The 17,779-nt window shown below is 66.6% G+C and carries 22 protein-coding genes and 1 tRNA gene; 17 read left to right on the plus strand and 6 right to left on the minus strand.

Annotated elements, in window-relative coordinates:
* The first annotated feature begins 2 nt into the window (after nt 1–2).
* The 11 genes from KTR66_RS04710 to KTR66_RS04755 all read left to right on the plus strand — a co-directional run bounded on the left by KTR66_RS04710 (nt 3) and on the right by KTR66_RS04755 (nt 7,573).
* Nucleotides 3–863, plus strand: coding sequence for a hypothetical protein (locus tag KTR66_RS04710; protein ID WP_213610960.1), 861 nt, complete (start codon nt 3–5; stop codon nt 861–863).
* A complete protein-coding gene (locus KTR66_RS04715) occupies nt 860–2,209 on the plus strand; it encodes a glycine-rich domain-containing protein (protein WP_213610962.1) in 1,350 nt (449 codons plus the stop codon). Before KTR66_RS04710 ends, KTR66_RS04715 begins: the two co-directional genes overlap by 4 nt.
* On the plus strand, nt 2,209–2,463 hold the full coding sequence (locus KTR66_RS04720) for a hypothetical protein (protein WP_213610964.1): 255 nt from the start codon (nt 2,209–2,211) through the stop codon (nt 2,461–2,463). The genes KTR66_RS04715 and KTR66_RS04720 overlap by 1 nt, the downstream gene beginning before the upstream one ends.
* A 3-nt stretch (nt 2,464–2,466) precedes the next feature.
* Entirely contained in the window at nt 2,467–2,832 is a 366-nt protein-coding gene (locus tag KTR66_RS04725) for a hypothetical protein (protein ID WP_213610983.1), read from the plus strand.
* Nucleotides 2,825–3,250: a hypothetical protein gene (locus KTR66_RS04730; protein WP_213610985.1), complete on the plus strand. Its 426-nt coding sequence runs from the start codon at nt 2,825–2,827 to the stop codon at nt 3,248–3,250. The genes KTR66_RS04725 and KTR66_RS04730 overlap by 8 nt, the downstream gene beginning before the upstream one ends.
* The gene (locus KTR66_RS04735) at nt 3,250–5,892 is read left to right on the plus strand and encodes a hypothetical protein (RefSeq protein ID WP_213610987.1); all 2,643 of its coding nucleotides are present in this window, start codon (nt 3,250–3,252) and stop codon (nt 5,890–5,892) included. Before KTR66_RS04730 ends, KTR66_RS04735 begins: the two co-directional genes overlap by 1 nt.
* Nucleotides 5,893–5,914: 22 nt before the next feature.
* Nucleotides 5,915–6,271, plus strand: coding sequence for a hypothetical protein (locus KTR66_RS04740; RefSeq protein WP_213610989.1), 357 nt, complete (start codon nt 5,915–5,917; stop codon nt 6,269–6,271).
* A 70-nt stretch (nt 6,272–6,341) separates the two neighbouring features.
* Nucleotides 6,342–7,001, plus strand: coding sequence for a TIGR02594 family protein (locus KTR66_RS04745; protein ID WP_213610991.1), 660 nt, complete (start codon nt 6,342–6,344; stop codon nt 6,999–7,001).
* A complete protein-coding gene (locus KTR66_RS04750; RefSeq protein ID WP_213610997.1) occupies nt 7,001–7,234 on the plus strand; it encodes a hypothetical protein in 234 nt (77 codons plus the stop codon). The genes KTR66_RS04745 and KTR66_RS04750 overlap by 1 nt, the downstream gene beginning before the upstream one ends.
* Nucleotides 7,235–7,250: 16 nt before the next feature.
* Nucleotides 7,251–7,376: a hypothetical protein gene (locus KTR66_RS25015; RefSeq protein WP_256437514.1), complete on the plus strand. Its 126-nt coding sequence runs from the start codon at nt 7,251–7,253 to the stop codon at nt 7,374–7,376.
* The gene (locus KTR66_RS04755; RefSeq protein WP_213610998.1) at nt 7,373–7,573 is read left to right on the plus strand and encodes a hypothetical protein; all 201 of its coding nucleotides are present in this window, start codon (nt 7,373–7,375) and stop codon (nt 7,571–7,573) included. Before KTR66_RS25015 ends, KTR66_RS04755 begins: the two co-directional genes overlap by 4 nt.
* 59 nt (nt 7,574–7,632) lie before the next feature.
* Here KTR66_RS04755 and KTR66_RS04760 read toward each other — a convergent pair whose 3' ends face one another.
* Nucleotides 7,633–7,884 (minus strand): hypothetical protein, encoded by a 252-nt coding sequence (locus KTR66_RS04760; RefSeq protein WP_213610999.1) that lies wholly within the window; start codon nt 7,882–7,884, stop codon nt 7,633–7,635.
* Between the two features lie 234 nt (nt 7,885–8,118).
* Here KTR66_RS04760 and KTR66_RS04765 point away from each other — a divergent pair, with 234 nt between their 5' ends.
* From KTR66_RS04765 to KTR66_RS04785, 5 genes are all read left to right on the plus strand, one after another.
* Nucleotides 8,119–8,457, plus strand: coding sequence for an NAD-dependent epimerase/dehydratase family protein (locus KTR66_RS04765; protein ID WP_213611000.1), 339 nt, complete (start codon nt 8,119–8,121; stop codon nt 8,455–8,457).
* A 40-nt stretch (nt 8,458–8,497) separates the two neighbouring features.
* A complete protein-coding gene (locus tag KTR66_RS25230) occupies nt 8,498–8,806 on the plus strand; it encodes a sigma 54-interacting transcriptional regulator (protein WP_213611001.1) in 309 nt (102 codons plus the stop codon).
* Between the two features lie 145 nt (nt 8,807–8,951).
* Nucleotides 8,952–10,067, plus strand: a complete 1,116-nt coding sequence (locus tag KTR66_RS04775) for a class I SAM-dependent RNA methyltransferase (RefSeq protein WP_213611003.1) — start codon at nt 8,952–8,954, stop codon at nt 10,065–10,067.
* Nucleotides 10,068–10,463: 396 nt separating this feature from the next.
* Entirely contained in the window at nt 10,464–10,667 is a 204-nt protein-coding gene (locus tag KTR66_RS04780) for a hypothetical protein (RefSeq protein WP_213611005.1), read from the plus strand.
* Nucleotides 10,668–11,152: 485 nt separating this feature from the next.
* Nucleotides 11,153–11,227, plus strand: a tRNA-Gly gene (locus KTR66_RS04785).
* 354 nt (nt 11,228–11,581) lie between these two features.
* Here the strand turns inward: KTR66_RS04785 and KTR66_RS04790 are convergent.
* The gene (locus KTR66_RS04790) at nt 11,582–11,761 is read right to left on the minus strand and encodes a hypothetical protein (RefSeq protein ID WP_213611007.1); all 180 of its coding nucleotides are present in this window, start codon (nt 11,759–11,761) and stop codon (nt 11,582–11,584) included.
* Nucleotides 11,762–11,782: 21 nt separating this feature from the next.
* Nucleotides 11,783–12,133, minus strand: a complete 351-nt coding sequence (locus KTR66_RS04795; protein ID WP_213611008.1) for a hypothetical protein — start codon at nt 12,131–12,133, stop codon at nt 11,783–11,785.
* Nucleotides 12,134–12,205: 72 nt separating this feature from the next.
* On the opposite strand from KTR66_RS04795, the gene KTR66_RS04800 reads away from it, so the two are divergent.
* Nucleotides 12,206–13,531, plus strand: a complete 1,326-nt coding sequence (locus KTR66_RS04800; protein WP_213611010.1) for a hypothetical protein — start codon at nt 12,206–12,208, stop codon at nt 13,529–13,531.
* Here the strand turns inward: KTR66_RS04800 and KTR66_RS04805 are convergent.
* From KTR66_RS04805 to KTR66_RS04815, 3 genes are read right to left on the minus strand one after another with little or no spacing between them, the layout of a single operon-like run.
* A complete protein-coding gene (locus KTR66_RS04805) occupies nt 13,508–14,614 on the minus strand; it encodes a hypothetical protein (protein WP_213611012.1) in 1,107 nt (368 codons plus the stop codon). The genes KTR66_RS04800 and KTR66_RS04805 overlap by 24 nt on opposite strands.
* Nucleotides 14,615–14,618: 4 nt before the next feature.
* Entirely contained in the window at nt 14,619–15,287 is a 669-nt protein-coding gene (locus KTR66_RS04810; RefSeq protein ID WP_213611014.1) for a hypothetical protein, read from the minus strand.
* On the minus strand, nt 15,287–17,476 hold the full coding sequence (locus KTR66_RS04815; RefSeq protein ID WP_213611016.1) for an AAA family ATPase: 2,190 nt from the start codon (nt 17,474–17,476) through the stop codon (nt 15,287–15,289). Before KTR66_RS04815 ends, KTR66_RS04810 begins: the two co-directional genes overlap by 1 nt.
* Between the last annotated feature and the right edge of the window lie 303 nt (nt 17,477–17,779).

Consider the following 17,779-nt stretch of genomic DNA (forward strand, 5'->3'; position numbering starts at 1 on the left):
CCATGCCGGAAAACGTAGTCTTCGGGTGGCCGCGCTGGACGGATGGCGTGGCCTGGAGCGGTGGCGCGTGGCAGGCGGATTATCCCGTCGCCAATCTCGGCACGCTGCCGCTGGCGCGTGTGGCGCGTTCGGCATCGCTCGCGCCGGCTGACACGCAGATTGTCGGCACGCTGGCGAAGGACCGGCAAATCCGCCTCTTTGCCTTGGTGCGGCACAACTTGACCGTCACGGCGCGCTATCGCCTGCGCCTCTATGCCGACGCCGCGCGCACGGTGGTGCTGTACGACACGGGATGGGTGGATGTCTGGCCCATCCTCTACCCCTGGCCGACCGTCGAGTGGGAGGATGACCGGTGGTGGACCGGCACCTACACGGCCGAGGAGCTTGAGGGCTACATCTGGACGCGGCCGATCTGGCTGCCGGAGCAGGTGCTGGCCCGCGCCTTCCTGCTGGAGTTGGACGATCCTAGCAACACGGCTGGCTTCGTCGAGCTTGGGCTGCTGGAGGTGGCGCGCGGCTGGCAGCCCAGCCTGAACGTCTCCTACGGCTACAGCACGGGGCGCCGCACGCGCTCGCTGATGGTAGAGGCGCTGGGCGGCAGCAAATACTTCGACCGCCGCGACGCGCCCCGCATGGTCAAGGCCGACATCCAGAACCTGCCGCGTGCCGAGGCGATGACGGGTCCGGTGGAGATGGTGCGCCAGCTCGGCGTGGATACGCCGGTTCTGTGGTTCCCCTTCCCGGATCGTGTGCAGGACTGGGTGCGCGATTGCTTCCTGGGCCGGCTGGTCGATCCCGCGCCGCTCACGATCCCGCATTACAACCGGATGAGTTTCCCCGTTCAGATTGAGGAAATCTTATGACGCAGGTCTCCTTCCCTACCGTCTGGGGCGGCAGCGGCATTGTCTATTCTGACGATGGCACTGGCCCGCGCGACATGCGCGATGGCGGGTTTCGCAGTTGGCTACTTCTCATGTTGGGTGAGAGCATTACCGTCACGGATGGCGCGGCGCAGGCCGCCATCCTGGCGGCGGGCAACGCGCTGGGCGGCGCCGCGACGCAGGCGACTTCCACCACATCTCTCACCATCGGCACGGGCTCCCAGGCGCTGACGGTTCAGACGGCGAAGAACTTCGTGATTGGCATGCCGGTGCGCATCGCCAGCAGCGCCACCAACTTCATGGACGGCAGCGTCACCGCCTATAACAGCGGCACGGGCGCCCTGACGGTGAGCGTAGCGCAAACCGCAGGCAGTGGCACCTTCGCAAGCTGGAATGTGTTTCTGGTCGGTCAGCCCGCCGCCTTGCCGACGATCCTCCGCGAGGCGCGCAGCAGCAACACCGCCCTCGGCACGGCGCAGCGCGGCGGCTTTTTCCATTGCACCAGCAGCTTCACGCAGACCTTTGCGGCGGCGGCGACGCTCACGAATGGCTGGTATTGCTATATCGCCAACAATGGTTCGGGTGACATCACGTTGGACCCGAACGGGTCCGAGCAGATCGACGGCCTGACCAACTTCATCATGTACCCGGGCGAGGCGCGGTTGGTGATCTGCACCGGGACGGGCTTTGTCTCGATGGTCATGCGCGGTTTCCGTCGCCGCTATGACGCCTCGGGCACTTTCATCAGGCCGCCGGGCTACACGCAGTTTGCGGGGCTGCTGTGGGGCGCCGGGGGCTCGGGGCGCAAATCCAGTGACTTTGCTCCTGGCGGCGGTGGCGGTGCGTGCCTGCAATTTCATATCCCATTTGCTTCCGTGGGCGCCTCTGAGACCGTGACTATCGGTGCGGGCGGCGCTGGCGTCACGGCTTCGGTGGGCGATGGCAACGCGGGCGGCGCATCCTCTTTCGGCTCGATCTGCTCAGCGGCTGGCGGCGGCGGGGGCATTTCGTTAGCTCCGCTCGGCGGGGATGGCGGGCTTGTGCTTGCCAACGTCACATCCTCCTTCTGGAACGGCGGCGGCGGTTCAAGCAGCGGCATCGCAGGCTTCGCCTCGATCTACGGCGGCGGCGGTGGTGGTGGCGTGGGCAACGCCGGAGAAATCCGCGCGGCCGGCGCAAGCACCTTTGGCGGCGCTGGCGGTGCGGGCGGCAACACCACCAGCGGCACGGCCGGCGCACAGCCTGGCGGCGGCGGTGGCGGCACCCGCACGGGAACGACCAGCGGCGCGGGTGGCGATGGCCGCATGGACATCTGGGGCGTGCTCTGATGGCGCGCTTCGCCCTGCTCGATGCCGAAGGCGTCGTGCGCAACATCGTGGTGGCCGAAGGCGCCTGGCAGCCGCCCGAGGGGCTGACCAAGCGCGCGGCCGGGGCCGAGGCGCAGATCGGTGGCCGCTGGACGGGCACGGCGTGGGAGCCCGCCACCCCGGCCCCGCCCGCGTTGCCCACGCGGACCGAGCTGCTGGCGCTGCTCCAGCAGGTGCAAGCGCAGATCGAATCCCTCCCGCCCGAGGAGCCCTGACGCATGACCGACACCGGCTTCGCCCGCTGGGAAATCTGGGTGCAGGACACCGACCCCAGCGACTTCACCTTCACCGATGACGCAGACGCGCCGCTTGACCTCACCGGCATGACCTTCCGCCTCTCCATCGAATGGGCGGGCGGCGCGCTGCTGCTGGTGAGCGGCGTGGATGCGGAGATCGTGGTGCGGAATCAGGCGGTGGCCGAGACGAAAGGGCTGGTCACGGTGAACCTCTCGGCCGCGCAGCGTGCGCTGCTGCCTGTGGATGGCAGCACGATCCGCTTCAACATCCAGCGGGTGGATGGCGCGCTGAAGCTGAGCGCGCCCTATGGCGAAATCACGGCGGTGAAGTGGGTGGCCAATGCCTAACGTAACGATCACCAGTGCGCGCCAGGCGTTCAAGGTGCAGGGCCCCGGCGGGTCGGCTGCCGCGGCCGTCGCGGTGGCCGCAGCAGACCGCGCCGAGGCCGCCGCCACCACCCTGCCGCCCGTGGCACGCAGCGCGGCCTTCACGCTTGCCGCGGCCGACGCCGGCAAGATGCTGGACTGCACCGCTGCCACCACGCTTGCCGTCACGCTGCCGAACAACCTCGCCGCCGGGCTGCAATTCACCTTCCGCCAGGGCGGTGTGGGCGAGATCCTGTTCAGCCCGGCCAGCGGCGCCACGCTCCAGGCGCCGGGCGGGGCCACGCGCAGCAATGGGCAATTCGCCACGGCGCTGCTGATCGTGATGAGCAACACGACCGGGACGAACGCCGTCTATACCCTCGGCGGCCGGATCTACTGATGTACGGCCTGCAAGCCTTGGCATGGGGCGATGCCGGCCCGATGCGCCTGCGCTCCTGCGGGCCGGTGATGACGCCGGGGCAGCCCTACACCCATACGCCGAACATCACAGGCGGCATCGGCCCCTACACGCTCGCCTTCGCGGGGGATGCACCGGCTGGCCTGTCCATCAGCGGCGGCACCATTTCCGGCACGCCCACGGCCTCCGGCCCTTATGTCATCACCGCCACGGATCAGCGCGGCCAGACCGTGCCGCTGGTGATTCACCCGCTGGCCTGGGATGGCCCGGCGCGGCTCTACATCCTGCCCGCCATCGGCCAGTCAAATGGCGTTGGCGCCACGTCGAACAGCGCCGGCACGAATGACCCGGCCGGGCCACTGACCCGCACGCCACAGCGCGGCGGGCAGGTGCTGATGTTCAACGGCGGCACGGTGCCGCTGCCGGCCAATCCCTCGGCCGTCAGCAAGGGCCTCGTCATCCAGCCCGACCGCTACGCCAGCGTGGTGGACGCGCGGGAGGACGCCAACAGCTTCGTCCAGCGCGAGACCTGGGGCAGCGAGGCGGCGCGCGCCTTCGCGGCATCCCTGCGCCCGCAAGACCGCGTGATCACCTTCAACACCGGCCTCGGAGGCTGCTCCTTCAACGACCTGGTGCAGGGCTTCGCTGGCAGCCGCGCGACGTTCAGCGGCTCGATCTCCGGCACCACCATGATCGTCACCAGCGTGTCCGCCTCCACGGGCGGCGGCCTGACGAATGAATTGATCCTGAACCACGCCTCCATCGCGCCGGGCACGATCATCACGGCCGTTCCGGACGAAAACGGCAATGTGGGCGTCTATCAGGTGAGCCCCGCGCAGGACGTGCCGAGCTTCACCAACGCCACCACGACCGACCCGGCGCCCAAGCCCTGGCAGAACCTGCGCACCCTCACCGCCGCCGCCACGGATTACGCGCTGGCCAACGGGCTGGTGCCGGTGGTGATCGGGCTGCTCTACAACCAGGGCGAGGCCGAGCAGGACATGCCGCTGGTGGCGCAGCGCACGACGCAGCTCAACACGCTGCGCACGCTGACCGACGCGCTCAAGCCCATCACCGGCCAGAGCCAGGATATCCTGATCGTCCACCCGCAGGTCGGTGCGCCGATCTACAACATCAACGGCGCGCCGCCATCCAACGTCCGGAACGACAACCCCGACACGTCCCTGATGCAGCAGGTTTCCCCGGCGACGCTGGCGGCCGAGCTGCATGCGCGGCGCTTCGATGCGCGGATGGCGACCTTCGCGCAATATGACCAGGCGAGCGACACCACGCCCCGCGTGCATTACCTCGCCGCCGGGCATCGCCGCATGGGGCAGAAGGCCGGGGCGCTGCTCGCGGCCTATCACGCCGGGCGCCCGGTGCTGCACCCGCACATGCTGCGCTGCACCGGCAACCTGGGCAGCACGACCCGCATGGTCACGCTCAGCGAAGACGCGGTGATCGACACCAGCCTGATCGCCGATCCCGGCCAGCGCGGCGTCCGCTACCGCGACAGCGGGGGCGAGATCGCGGTCACCGACGTCGCCATCAGCGGCAGCACGCTCACACTCACACTGGCCACCGCGCCGAATGGGCAGGGCGAGCGGGTGGACATCGCGTGCAGCAATGGCCTCGTCACCGGCAGCTACACCGGCACCTCTTGGCCCTTCACGCCCCCACCCGTCTATCTCGGCCCGCAGGTGGGGCAGCGCTCGCAGATCCGCGCCGTGCGGCCCTTCGGGTTTGATGAGGACACCGGCCTTCCCCTGCCGCGCTATTTCGCCCACCAGCGCCTGCAGGCGCAGATCGGCAGCGGCGCGGGCACGCTGGATGGGGTGTTTGCCGATCTTGGCGTGACGCCCTCCTTGATCCTCGATGCGGGCGATGCCGCCTGCTACTCGGGCAGCGGGCAGAGCATCACCGACCGCTCGCCCAATGCCACGGCCTGGCAGCTCGGCATCAATGGCAGCGCGGATGAGACAGACTCGGGGTTCGTCGCTGCCGCCTCGGGCCAGCCGGCCTATTTCCTGTTTGACGGCACGGACAGCATCACGCCGGCCGGGACGGTGAGCTTCGCCGATGCCTGGCACCGGAGCGGCGCGGCCTTCTGCTTCTTTGCGGCGTTCTTCCTGCCTTCCTCGCCGCCTGGGGCAAACCAGTATCTGCTCTCGACCTGCGCCGACACCTCCACCGGCATCGGCGTCAACATCCGCGTCACCGGCGCGGGCCGCTGGGGGATGGCTGTGCGGAACGGGTCGGGCGTGGTGTTTAACCAGAACTCGACCGACGTTCTCCAGCCCGGCTGGAATGTCTGCGGCATCGGCATCAACGCTGCCGCGAATCAAGGGTGGTTCATGACCACGCCCTCCATGGTCTCGGGCGCGTTCCAATCGCTCACGGCGCCCTACACCTCGCCCAGCGCGGGGAACAAAAGCAACGCGGCGAGCCCCTTCATCGGCAAGACGGCGGAGGGCGCGGATGTGAATTCGCAGCGCCTCATGCCTGGCGCGCGCATCCATGCCGTCGCCGCCTGCGGCTACCAGACCGCCGCCAAGATGCAGCCGCTGTTCAACGTCCTCGCCGGCCGCGTCGGGCTGGCGGTGGACCTCTCGGGGAATGTGTGATGGCCGGCAAGGAGTGGATGGCATGACGAAGACGGCGCAGACCTTGCTCTCTGGTGTGCTGGAGCATGGGGTGAAGCTCATGCTCGGCTTCCTGGCGGCCGGCATGCTCTGGGTCCACACCAGCATCATCGACCAGCGGCAGAAAATCGAGGTCCTGTCCCGCCGCGTCGATGCCGAGATGCACGCCGAGATCGTGCGGGTGCGGGCGCGCAGTGACGAGGCGGATGCGCGCATCGAGGGGCGCGTTCAGGCCGTCGAGAGCACCGCCCGCGCCGCCGAGCTGGCCGTGGTGGACATCCGCCGCGCGATCCAGGGGATCGAGGCTGGCATCGTCCAGATGAACACCCTGCTGCGCGAGCAGGCCCGCGCGGGCCGATGAAGCGCCCGCCGCCCTGGCGGGTGACCTGGCGCATCTGGCGCCGCTGATTTCACCACAATTGGAGGCTGCCATGAATCCGTCCTGGATGCAGATTGCACTGGCCGAGCAGGGCCAGGCCGAACAGGCGGGGGGAAAGCACAACCCCCGCATCCTCGAATACCACGCGGCCACCACGCTCAAGGCGCGCGATGATGAGACGCCGTGGTGCGCCAGCTTCGTGAGCTGGTGCTTGGCCGAGGCCGGGCTGGTCAGCACCTCGAGCGCGGCGGCCCGGTCCTATAGAACCTGGGGCGTGCCTTTAAGCGAGCCCGCCTATGGCGCGATCATCACGTTCAAAGACCCCGACCACACCGGGTTCTACATGGGCCGGCGCAAAGACGGTCGGTGGCTGATCCTCGGCGGCAATCAGTCGAATCGGGTGAACGTCGCGGCTTATGATCCGGATCGCGTGACCGCGATCCGCTGGCCGGCCGGCGTGCCCCTGCCCAATGCCGTGGCGCCGCTCGGCAAGTCGGGCGTGATCCGGGGCAACCTCTTGGCCGGCGCCAGCACCATCGGCGCTCTCGGCCTGGGGCTGGTGGAAAATGCCGAGACGGTGGACCGCGCGAAGGGTTGGATCGGCGAGGGCAGCACGGTGGCCATCATCCTGGGCGTGCTGGCGCTGGCCGGCATCGCCTGGAGCATCCTGGCCCGGGCCCAGGGCAAGAAGCAGGCCGAGGCCGCGCCGTGATGGCGCTGCTGGCCCTGCCGGCGGCGCGCTGGGCCATCGGCGCGGCCGTGGCGCTGATGGTGGTGCTGGGCGGGCTGGCCTGGATCCGGCACGACGCGGCGGCGGATGCCGAGGCTCACCTCGCGGCCCGCGCCGCTCACTCCCAGGAAAGGACACGCCATGAGGCCGATGCTGCTGCCCGCGATGCTGATCGCGATGGCGCTGACCGCCGGCTGCGCTCCGGCGATTTCTGAGCGCCCCTGCCCGCGGGTGACCGAGTTTCCGAAGCCGGTGCAGCTGCAGGCGGCGGAGGAGATCGAGGGGAAGCCCGCGATCACGCGCATGATGGACGCGATGGCGGCCGACCGGGCGTTCAACCGGGCGGTGTGCCCGTGAACGTCATGCAGGCATTCTGCCACGCGGCGGCGCAGGGGTGGGATAGGGGCCGTCGTGAGGAACGGGAGGAGTTCGAATTGCGGGTCCGCCTCTTCGGCCCGTGGCGCGCGTCCTTACGCCATGATTGGCCGTTCTGGCTGCTGCTGATCAGCCAGAGCTGGAAGCTCGGCGCGGCGCTGGCCCTTGCGCTGGGGTGATCCTTGCACTTTCTGCAAAGAAGCCCGGCCGGGGAAACCCGCGCCGGGCTTTTTGCGTTTCAGGCCCTGCCGCTGGGGTAGCCGCGTGCATAGCCTGGCGCGCTGGTCTGCGGGCTCTCCACCAGCTCGGCGGCGCTCGGGCGGGCGCCGCACTTGGCGCAGCGCAGCCGGGCGACGATCCGCGGCAGGGGCGTCTCGGCGCCATGGTCCCGGGCCAGCAGCTTCAGCGGCAGATGCACCCGCCTGGCGCAGGCGCAGTGCACCGTGAGCCAATGGCCGGACCAGGCGCTGAGGGTGTCGTTCGGCGGCATGCCCGGAGCTTCGAGGTTTGCAAATCGCCCTGCAAGCTACTGATCCGGCGTGGTGCATTGGCTGGGGGTTGCGGCCGTAGAGCGTTGGCCGGACTGAAAATCCCCAGTCCACCAGGGCGCGCCATACCCCCGCGCGGGTTCCTGCGGGCCTCGTTTGCTGGCTCGCAGACCACGATGCACACCCGGCACATCTCTCGATGATCCCCCTCCGCAATGATCAGCGCAGCTGAATCCATGGTGCTTCATCTCAGGACCGACGGTGCCGGATTCATCGGCTCCAACCGTGCCGGCGCTCTCATCGCGCGCGGTGAGCGCATTCGCGTACTGGATGAGCTCTCAGTCGGCAGACTTGAGAAGCTGCCGCCCGGCGCCGAATTCATCAAGGGCTGCATCACCGATGCCGCGCTGGTCCGCGGCACGATGCAAGGTGTGGCAGGCCGCTTCCACCTCGCCGCCATCGCGTCCGTCGCAGGCTCCAACGAGGCTCGGAGGGGTAAGCATCGCGCGAACCAGGCCAGCACCATCGCCGCAACGGACGCGACACGGGCGGAAGGGCCCGCACTCGCCCGATAGCGGCGTCATCTGCTTCTGCGCGCGCCGCCTTGCGCACGGTTTGTCGGACGATCGACAGCGTTGCCGCCTCCGAGGCCATGGTGTTCATCACGGGCGAGACGGGCACTGCAAGGAACTGGCGGCGAAGGCCGTTCACCAGGACTCGGCCCGGCGCAAGGCGCCCCTCATCCCACTGAACTGGGGTGGCATCCTCAATCGCCCGCTAAAGAGCGAGACCTTCGCCCACATGAAGGGCGCCCTCACCGAGACCTGCCGCTGTGCCGCCCGCGGGCCACCCCAGGAGCCTGAGTTCGTCGCGATGTGGGGGTATCGAGCGCCGCGCCATTCTGGCCGGCCTGCGTCATACTGAGCGGGACGTGCCGCGCACGGCAACCTTGCTCCACTTCAACCCATCCACCGTCTACCGCCGCCTCATCACCTGGCGGGACGAGGGCACACCCCCGGGCGGATTCGGCCCAGTGGCCGGGCGCGGCCGCAGGGCGTAAGCAAGGCGCATGACGCGTGATACGGGCTTCGAGATTTTCCTGACCGCCCTGCCTGGGCTGGAAGAGGCGCTACTCGCCGAAGTCCGTGGCAAGGGCTTCAAACGCCCCCGGGCCGTACCCGGTGGCGTGGTGCTGGAGGGCGGCTGGCCCGAGGTCTGGCGCGCGAATCTCTGGATCCGCGGCGCGGGGCGCGTGCTGGCCCGCATCGCACGCTTCAAGGCTGAGCATCTGGCGCAACTCGACGGCCGCGCGCGGCATGTGCCCTGGGCCAGCGTGCTGCGGCCTGACGTTCCGGTCCGGGTCGAGGCGAGTTGCAGCCGTTCGCGCATCTATCACAGCGGGGCTGCGGCGGAGCGCATCGAGCGCGCCATCCGGGAGACGCTAGGCGCGCGCATCGCCGATGAGGCGGAGCTCAGTATCCGCGTGCGGATCGAGAACGACATCTGCACCATCAGCCTCGATACCTCTGGCGAGCTGCTACACCGGCGCGGCCACAAGCAGGCGGTGAACGCGGCGCCCATGCGCGAAACAATGGCGGCACTCTTCCTACGGCAATGCGGCTTCGGGGGTGCTGAGCCGGTCTTCGACCCGATGTGCGGGTCGGGCACCTTCATCATCGAGGCGGCTGAGATCGCAGCCCGCCTCAACCCCGGGCGGGACCGCAACTTCGCGTTCGAGCAACTTGCCACCTTCGACCCCGAAGACTGGGCAAGGATGCGTGCCGTGAGCCCCGCTCGCACACCCGAATTCCGCTACTTTGGCCGGGATCGCGATGCCGGCGCGATCGCGATGAGCACAGCCAATGCCGAGCGCGCGGGGGTTGCCGCCTTCACCGATTTCCAGCGCGCCCCCATTAGCGAGGCCACGCCGCCACAGGGGGCACCCGGCCTCGTCATCGTGAACCCGCCCTATGGCAACCGTCTGGGCGACAAGAAACAGTTGCTGCCGCTCTATCAGGCGCTGGGTCAGGTTCTGCTCAGCCGCTTTTCCGGTTGGCGCGTGGGCCTCATCGCCGCTGATCCACACCTCGCACAGGCTACCCGCCTGCCCTTCCTCCCGCCTGGCCCGCCGGTGCCGCATGGCGGTGTGCGTGTGACCCTCCATCGCACCGCCGCCCTTCCCTAGGCCATCTCGCCTGACCGCCCCTCGCCCTCTAGGTCGCAAATGAAGGGGCGGCACGCCGCATGCCCTGAGTGGGGGAACAACCTTCTCAGCCGTGAACGACATATGCGGCATGGTAGGTATGGTGAACGGAAATCCGGTGGCATTGGATGTCGCCGCGGCCCTCCGGCGCCTCGACTATCGCGGCCATGACGAGGCTGGCGTGCCACTGAAGTAGCCTGCCGGCGCATCGAATCGTGGGCAGCGCCACCGACGTAGTGCCCATGCAGGAAGTCGCGCACCCCGAGGAACGTGCCGCCATCGGTCACATCCGCCATGCCTCCAAGGGGCGTGCAGGTGACCGCAACGCGAGTGGCAGTGCGCTCGGATGGCCGCCACTTCGAACATCATTCCCGCCGGATGATCGCCGAGGGGCCCGAAGCGCTGACCGCCACCGACGCCGCGCTGAGGGGGCTCGCCCTGCAAGCCGAGATCGTCGCCTTTGACTTTCTCACCGTGATCACCTGCGGCGGTTCGCTCTTCATCGGCACGACAGCATGCGAGGCGATCGAGCGCGACCGTCGAAGAAGCGGGCGGCGCAACGTTGCGGCTTGCCTTGAATGAAGTTGGCCATATCGGGTCACAGAGCCATAGCCTCTCCGCGCCAGGCGCGGGCCATCCGGTCTGACAGAACGAGCCCTCCGGAGCGACGGCAAGCGAAACCTAGCCGGCGACATCGAGGGCAAACTGCTAGGTCCAATTGGCCGCTTCAGTTTCGGCGCAACCCTGCCGGCGCGAGGATAGCACGGCATGGGCGACAGCCATGACGAGGATGTCAGCGATGACGACGATGATCCGGCAGCCGAACAAGCGCCCCAGCGGCGGACGGTCAGCATTTCGCGCGGGGAGCCCGTGACCGGCATCACGCCGCCGAACCCTGTGCTCCGAATCAGGAAATGTCAGCAGAATCTACGCCGGTCGGCTCGTGACGGGCGGCTGCGGTCTTGCATGCATGATCCGCTGCCAACGATGGCCGCCATGCGTGGTCGGCATGCCAAGGTGGGGTTGCAAGGCTCGGTGATGCGTGCGAGAAGCTCGGCACGGAGCGGGCGGGCGTAGCTCAGGGGTAGAGCACGACCTTGCCAAGGTCGGGGTCGAGGGTTCGAATCCCTTCGCCCGCTCCAATCGGTTTCCCAACCGCACATTTCCATTTCTCTAATACCGCCCTGAACCGCAGGTTTCCTGGGGTTTCGTCGCGGCGGCTTGAGGGTTGGAGAACAGAACGACCCGGAACGTCGCTCTCCGGAGACGGGAAACTCTCCGAAGCTTGGGGGTAGCCCGATTTAACCCTCAAGCTGTATCCCATTGATATTTAATTGTTTATGCTGCGAGAAGCTTGGGGTTTTTCAGCAAGTCGACCGCCCGGCAAAGGCTACTGGAGACTGAAGAGTCGAGGGCTCGCCTACCGCCACGGCTTCCCCACGGCGCGCCGCCAGCTCGAAGGGAGTGGGGCCGCGAGTCCCCATCTCCCTCATTGGCTACACTAACGGTCCAGGCCCGCCCTCTTCCTTGACGGCCTGTTCAGCTGCCTTCGTCAGCACTTCGTATTCTGCGCTTACGACGTCCGGCGCGCCGCCCACGGCGGGCTCCGGCTCGGGCCGGGGCGTTTTCGTGGCGAGCAGCTTGATGTCTGTGTGCTCGACGATGTGCCGCACCATCGAGACCACCCGCCGCGATGATTACTTCTGCGCTAAGCGACCGGCACTGCGCAGAATGCCCGCCAGCGCCTGCGCCGTTCGCAAGCTCCCGTCCCAGACGTCCGAGACGGCGGTCTGAATGATCTGCTCGCCCTTTGGGTCGACGTCGAAGGATTCTTCAACGCGAATATTAGCATAGTTTAGGACGATCCGCGTCTTGCGGCTCAGCCGGACGAAATCGCCGTTGCAGATGCGGCTGATCCAGGACTGGCTTACCCAATCATTGGGATTTCTCGCCTTAATCAGCGCTGAGAGCTCAGATTCGGTTAGCGATCGTGCCGTGAGCCAGTTCCGTAGCTCAGCGCCGATCGCCTGTGGGGTCCGCGTGCTCATACCTGCCCCTTTACACGCATAAACGCATACTGCAAAGTCTTCTGGACAGGCGGGAGACGGCATTTGGAGGCGTTGAGGGATAGCCTGGGCCTGCGAGTAGACTCGCTCGCCGACGAGCTTGGCGCGGGGCCACGGCTCGTGGCCCAAAGCTGGTTCGCGCGGCACGAGTTTTTCGGGCCAGCGTCCACCAACCAGGACAGCCACGACCTGCCGTTCCAACGCTGGTACCGATTCAAGGAGGCGTTCGCGCCCCGCGCCGTCGTGGAGGCGTTCTCCGCGCTCCCCATGCGCCCGCAGACCTGCATCGACCCGTTCGGAGGCAGCGGAACGACGTCCTTAACCGCTCAGTTCCTAGGCGTCCGGCCTACCACCGTTGAGGTAAATCCATTCCTGGCCGACCTCATCGAGGCCAAGCTGACGACCTACGTACCCAATCGGCTAATCCGTGCGTTCCGCACGGTGGTCGATGCGGCGGCAGACATCGAGCCCGACCCGTCGGCTGTCTTAGCCGGAGCGCCATCAACATTCGTGGAACCGGGCGTCGCGGGCCGGTGGATCTTCAATCGGGACGTGGCCGTGCGGATCCTGGCCTACCGCCTGGCTATTGAGGGTCTCGAAGACGCGACGCATCGCCGACTGCTGCGGGTTCTTTTGGGCTCGACGCTGATCACGCTGAGCAATGTGGTGATCAGCGGGAAGGGTCGCCGCTACCGCTCCGGCTGGACGCGTCGCGCGGTACGGCCCTTCGAGGTCGGCAGGCTGTTCGAAGCCGCAGTCCTGCGCGCGATCGAGGACATCGTGCGCTTCGGACGCCGAGCCTGCCTTGACTTTACCCTCCTACGCGGCGACGCCCGCACGGCGCTCTCACAGAGCGACTCAGTCGACTTCGCGCTCTTTTCGCCGCCCTATCCCAACTCCTTCGACTACACGGACATTTACAACGTCGAGCTCTGGATGCTGGGTTACCTGCGGACCGGGGCGGACAATCGGGCGCTCCGCGAGGCGACCCTGCGCTCGCACGTACAGATCCACCGAAGCTTCGATAGCGCCGCCGTATCGCCGCTCCTGACGGAGACCCTTGACCTGCTCAACGCTCGCCGTGACCAGCTTTGGGACGCCAAGATCCCACAGATGGTCTCCGCCTACTTCGACGACATGACGGCAGTCCTTCGGGGCCTCCATCGCGTCATGCCAGCAGGGGGATCTGTGATGATGGTCGTCGGCGACAGCCAGTACGCGGGGGTGCCGATTGACGTCGCGGCGATATGCGCTGAGATGGCCGACGGCTGTGGCTTCGCGCTGAAGGGACTGTCACAGATGCGCTCTATGCGATCGAGCGCCCAGCAGGGTGGCGCTCATGAGCTCGGCGAGACCCTAGTTCACCTCACCTGCGAGTAGGATCCCTGCCTTGTCGGCGGCGGCTTTCGCATCACGGTGCGCCTCGGCGCTAGCGTACATGAAGTAGCGTCGCACCTCGACATCCTTGGACTTTCCGAGTGCTATCACCTCGGGCTGATCCTGGTCATCGCACCGAGCGTCGAAGCAGCAGAGGTAGGCCAGCTCCGCGCCGGTGTCCTGCCGGTACTCCACCGCCTGCCCGATACCCTCCATCGCATATGCGAGCATGTCCTCCGGCTTGATGTTGACAACCCGGGTGCCCGAGGATCGGCGAGAGCGCAGCACCTTGAGCTCGAGCGCACAACCTCCGACGCCCGGCGCCATGGCCGCTCCTACGATCGAGACGTCGACCCGCCCGTGGGGAGTCTGATCCTCCATACGCACATTGTCGAGGCCGACCAGTCGGCGGAGGTGAACGGTCAGCATGGTGCTTATGCGCACCTCGAGCGCCTCAATGGTGATCCGGTTCGCCGCTGCGCCCTTCCAAGGCAGGAGATGACCGCTGGGCGTCTGTGTGTACTGGCGATGGAACTCCCAGATATGCCTCTCGAGGTCGGACGGGCTGAGCTGCTTGTGCGGATCCAGGACCAGCGGCACACACGAGTTCTTTCCGAGGACACCGCGCTTGCACAAGATCAACTCGCCCCTGTCCGGGCGGAACACCGTATGCGGCGCCTCGTGCAGGTCTGCCGCCTTGAGGGCGGCGACTATATGTTTCAGGTCGCCGCAATCCTGATCCGGCAGTCTCGCGACGATCGAGAAATCCTCATTGGCGATGAACACCCCACCGCACACGTCCGCGTCGGCGCTCGAGTTAAGGTAGTGGATGATGCTCGCGTCCAGCCGGGAGGCGTCTTGATGGATCGCCCGCGACAACACGAACACACAGGGGTTCGCATCCGGCACTGGTCCGTTTTTGTCCAGGAGCCAGCGCCGCGTGTAGTCGTAAGCTCGCGCGAAGAACTCGGCTTCCAGGCCCTCATCTGAGGCCGGTAGATGCGGGACCCCGGCCAAGCCTGCGCCACGAAGTGACGCGAGCGCGGCATCGTCCAGATCCGCAAGGGCAGCCTGCAAATCGGGCACCACCTCAGGCAACCGCCCGATTGTGACGGCGGTCCCATAGCTGTTCGAGGTAGCGGAAATAGAGGTGCACCTCGGCCCGACGCCCCACGGAGCGATCTCCGCCAACACGGAGCCCTATGGCGCCGGCCGCCAGCGCCGTGAGGTTCTCCGATGCGGTCCGGAAGTCGATGGGCCCCTCGAGGTCCGCGCGAGTGAAAGCCACATCCTTGAGCAGTACGTCGTCGGCATCGCCCGGCGGCTCATCGCTGGCCTCGTCACGCAGGATCGCTGCAAACGCGCGGACCACCTCCCTGAGGAATGAGGCCTTGTGTCTAGCCTCCCCGAGGAGGAGTGCACGATCGACTGCGGCCATCCCCGTCCGGGTGAGCGAGTAATTGGCCTCGAACCACCACCCCTGATCATCCTTCATCCGCTTTAGGCCGCTCACTGCCGCCAGGCCCTGGACGGACAGGCGATCGATGTCCCACTGGACCTCCGGAAAGAAGGGCCCACGCTTAAACTTCAGGATGTAGCCGTCCGGGGTCAGCAGGTCGTAAACCGGCGCCATGGCGTTCGCGAGGTAGACTAAGCGATGCAGGCGCTCGACGGACAGTGGCGCGATGCCGGTCCGCTCCGCTGCGTCCAAAAGCGACAACAGCCACATCCGCGCGGCCAGCACACCGCGTCGCTGCATCACGTGACCTCACCGTCGGCCTCGTCATCCGCGGCTGCATCTGGAGGCAGGGCATCGGCGATAAGCGCGGCCCGATCTGCCTCGTCCACGTCCTCGTAGACCGCATCCCAGAGCTTGTTTTCGTAGAACTCGCGGTGCTGCCGCAGCGCGGCGTTCGGCGCTGATATCGACAGCAGGTTGATCAGATGTCCGCGCCGTGCACCTGCCGGCAGAGCTGGAGGGAGGTCCTCGGCCTCTGGTGCCTCGTCTCGAGTCAGGGCGTCGGCGTCGTCGCTCGACACTGGCTCCCGCGCCGGGGGAGCCGTGACTCCAAACAGGGCCGGGATCATCCCCTCGCTGTTGAGGTTCGTGCTCGCGATAAAGACGTTCCCTAGGGCGTCCCCCTTGGCCGCGAACCCCCGGAACAGCGCGCCGGCCTCGCGCACGAAGAGGCTGTCCAAGCTCGCCTCCGGGGTCTCGAGGACTAGCATCGCGTCGCTCTCGGGCGCGCCGGCGGCCTCCATGAGCGCCATGCGGAACGCGAGATCGATGAACTCCCGCTGGGACTCAGAGACCTCGCTCGCGTCCTCCCGGGCGCTGGCGCTGCCGGTGAACACGCCCGAGCTCATCATCACTTCCAGAATGGGGAACTCGAACTGCTCTCCCTCCTGGCCGATCCTGCGGACGTCGCTGGCCTCGTGGAGCAAGCAGGTCTCGGCAAGAAGATGCTTGGCGATCCGGGCGAAGGCCTGCTTTACCTTTCCGAGCCTCTCGGTCAGGTGCCGCTCCTGGCTCATCTTGATCGCTTTGTAGCGCGCCTCAGCTGTCGTGCGATCGGCGGCTATCCGCTTCAGCCGCGCCTCGCCCTCTTCCACATAGCGGCGCTTGTAGGCAATCTGTTCTTCGTCGTCGGCCATTGCCGCGTCGATCACCTCCGCTGAGGCCTGCCTCTGTAGGTCGTTCAGCCGGTTCTGGTGTAGATTCACCTGGGCGAGGGACTCACCCCGAGCTTCGATCAGTTGCCTAAGTTCGGAGTCCTCCCGCACTACGTCGAAATCGAGCGCCGAGAGGGAAGCCCGAAGCTTCTCGACCTGCTGACCGACGCGCTCTAGACGCTTCTCGTTGAACTCGGCGGCACTGACGACATTCTCCTGCTCCGCCACCTCGCTCTCGCAAACGGGACACTGATGCCGTTCGGCGTAGGCCTTAAGGCGCTCAGCTGCAGCGGCCGAACGATTGCCACAGACAAGACAGCCACCACCCGTCGCAAGGCTCAAGAACACATGCGCTGCGGTCGCCTCAAGGCCGGGGAAGACATGCTGATAAAAGAGCTGCTGCTCCTCCTCGTAGGCGAGGCGCGCTTCCTCAAGGTCCAGCCTCGTCTTCTCGCGGCGGAGCCGCACCGACTCGGCCTTCTGCCGGGCCACGACAATCGCCTCGGCGTGCTCCTGATCTTGCTCCTGGGCCGCCGCGAGGGCCGTCCGTTCCGCACGGATTTCTACGGCGATGCCGGATTGCTCAGCGGCGTCGTATTCGTCGAGTTCCTTCCGGGCCTTCCCGATCGGCACTCGTTCGTTGCGATAGTTGCTGTCGAGCGTTTGGGCCTTGTCGTATTCCTCAGCCGCTGTCCACGCGGCGGTCCTGTCGTAGAATAGTAAGCGGAACATATCGAACTGGGACCGACGATCCCAGATCAGCTCTGCCCGGTCTTCCAGGAAGAAGACCAGGAAGCGAAGGATGGCGAAGAAATCGAAGTAGCTGGCGGCCCCCGAGAGTTCGCAGACCAGGCTCTCGTAGCGGTCCTGGGTTGCCTGAGCTTCGGGCACATCGTCTAGGCAGAGCGACTCCACCTCCAGCGTGCGCAGGCTCCGCACGACCTTGATGCGGCGTCGTCCGAAACTGATCACCGCCTCCGCACGCGCGCCACGGGCTTCGTCACGTACGCGTTTGCGGAAATACTTCTTGTTTCGCCAATCGGACAGAATGTGCTGGGTTGATGCGAGCCCACCATCCTCCTTGCTCATGTCCTTGGGACCCAGGAGCATCCGGTAGATGATGTTGAGAAGGGTCGTCTTTCCGAGCCCGTTGATGCCGGCGATGACGTGCACGCCGGAACCAAACTTGTGAGCAAGGCCCGACGAGTTCGCTGTTTCGAAGAGCCCGTACCCCTCGACCTTCAGTTCACGAAGTACAGGAAACGTGATCGCCAAACCGAGTTAACCCCCCATTATGCCCTGTCGTTTGGTTCTACTTGTACGCAACATCGCGTGCCCATTCTGAGGAGCAATTTGTTAAATTAACAGTTTAAACGTTCATTGGATCGCGCAACGCGTCGCAGTCAGATCGTCACGTTCACGACATGGTCTCGCCTTCGCCGCGCCACTGGCTACGCGCCCCTACTGTCCAACAAATTACCCAGGGCGCACAATACCGGGACCGCAACCTTGGGCGTGTTTTTGGGAGATGACTGCCTCGGTGCTCATGTTGAGCGGCTTGGAATAAGGCGGCGTCGC

The organism is Roseococcus sp. SDR, from assembly GCF_019083995.1.
GTDB lineage: Bacteria > Pseudomonadota > Alphaproteobacteria > Acetobacterales > Acetobacteraceae > Roseococcus.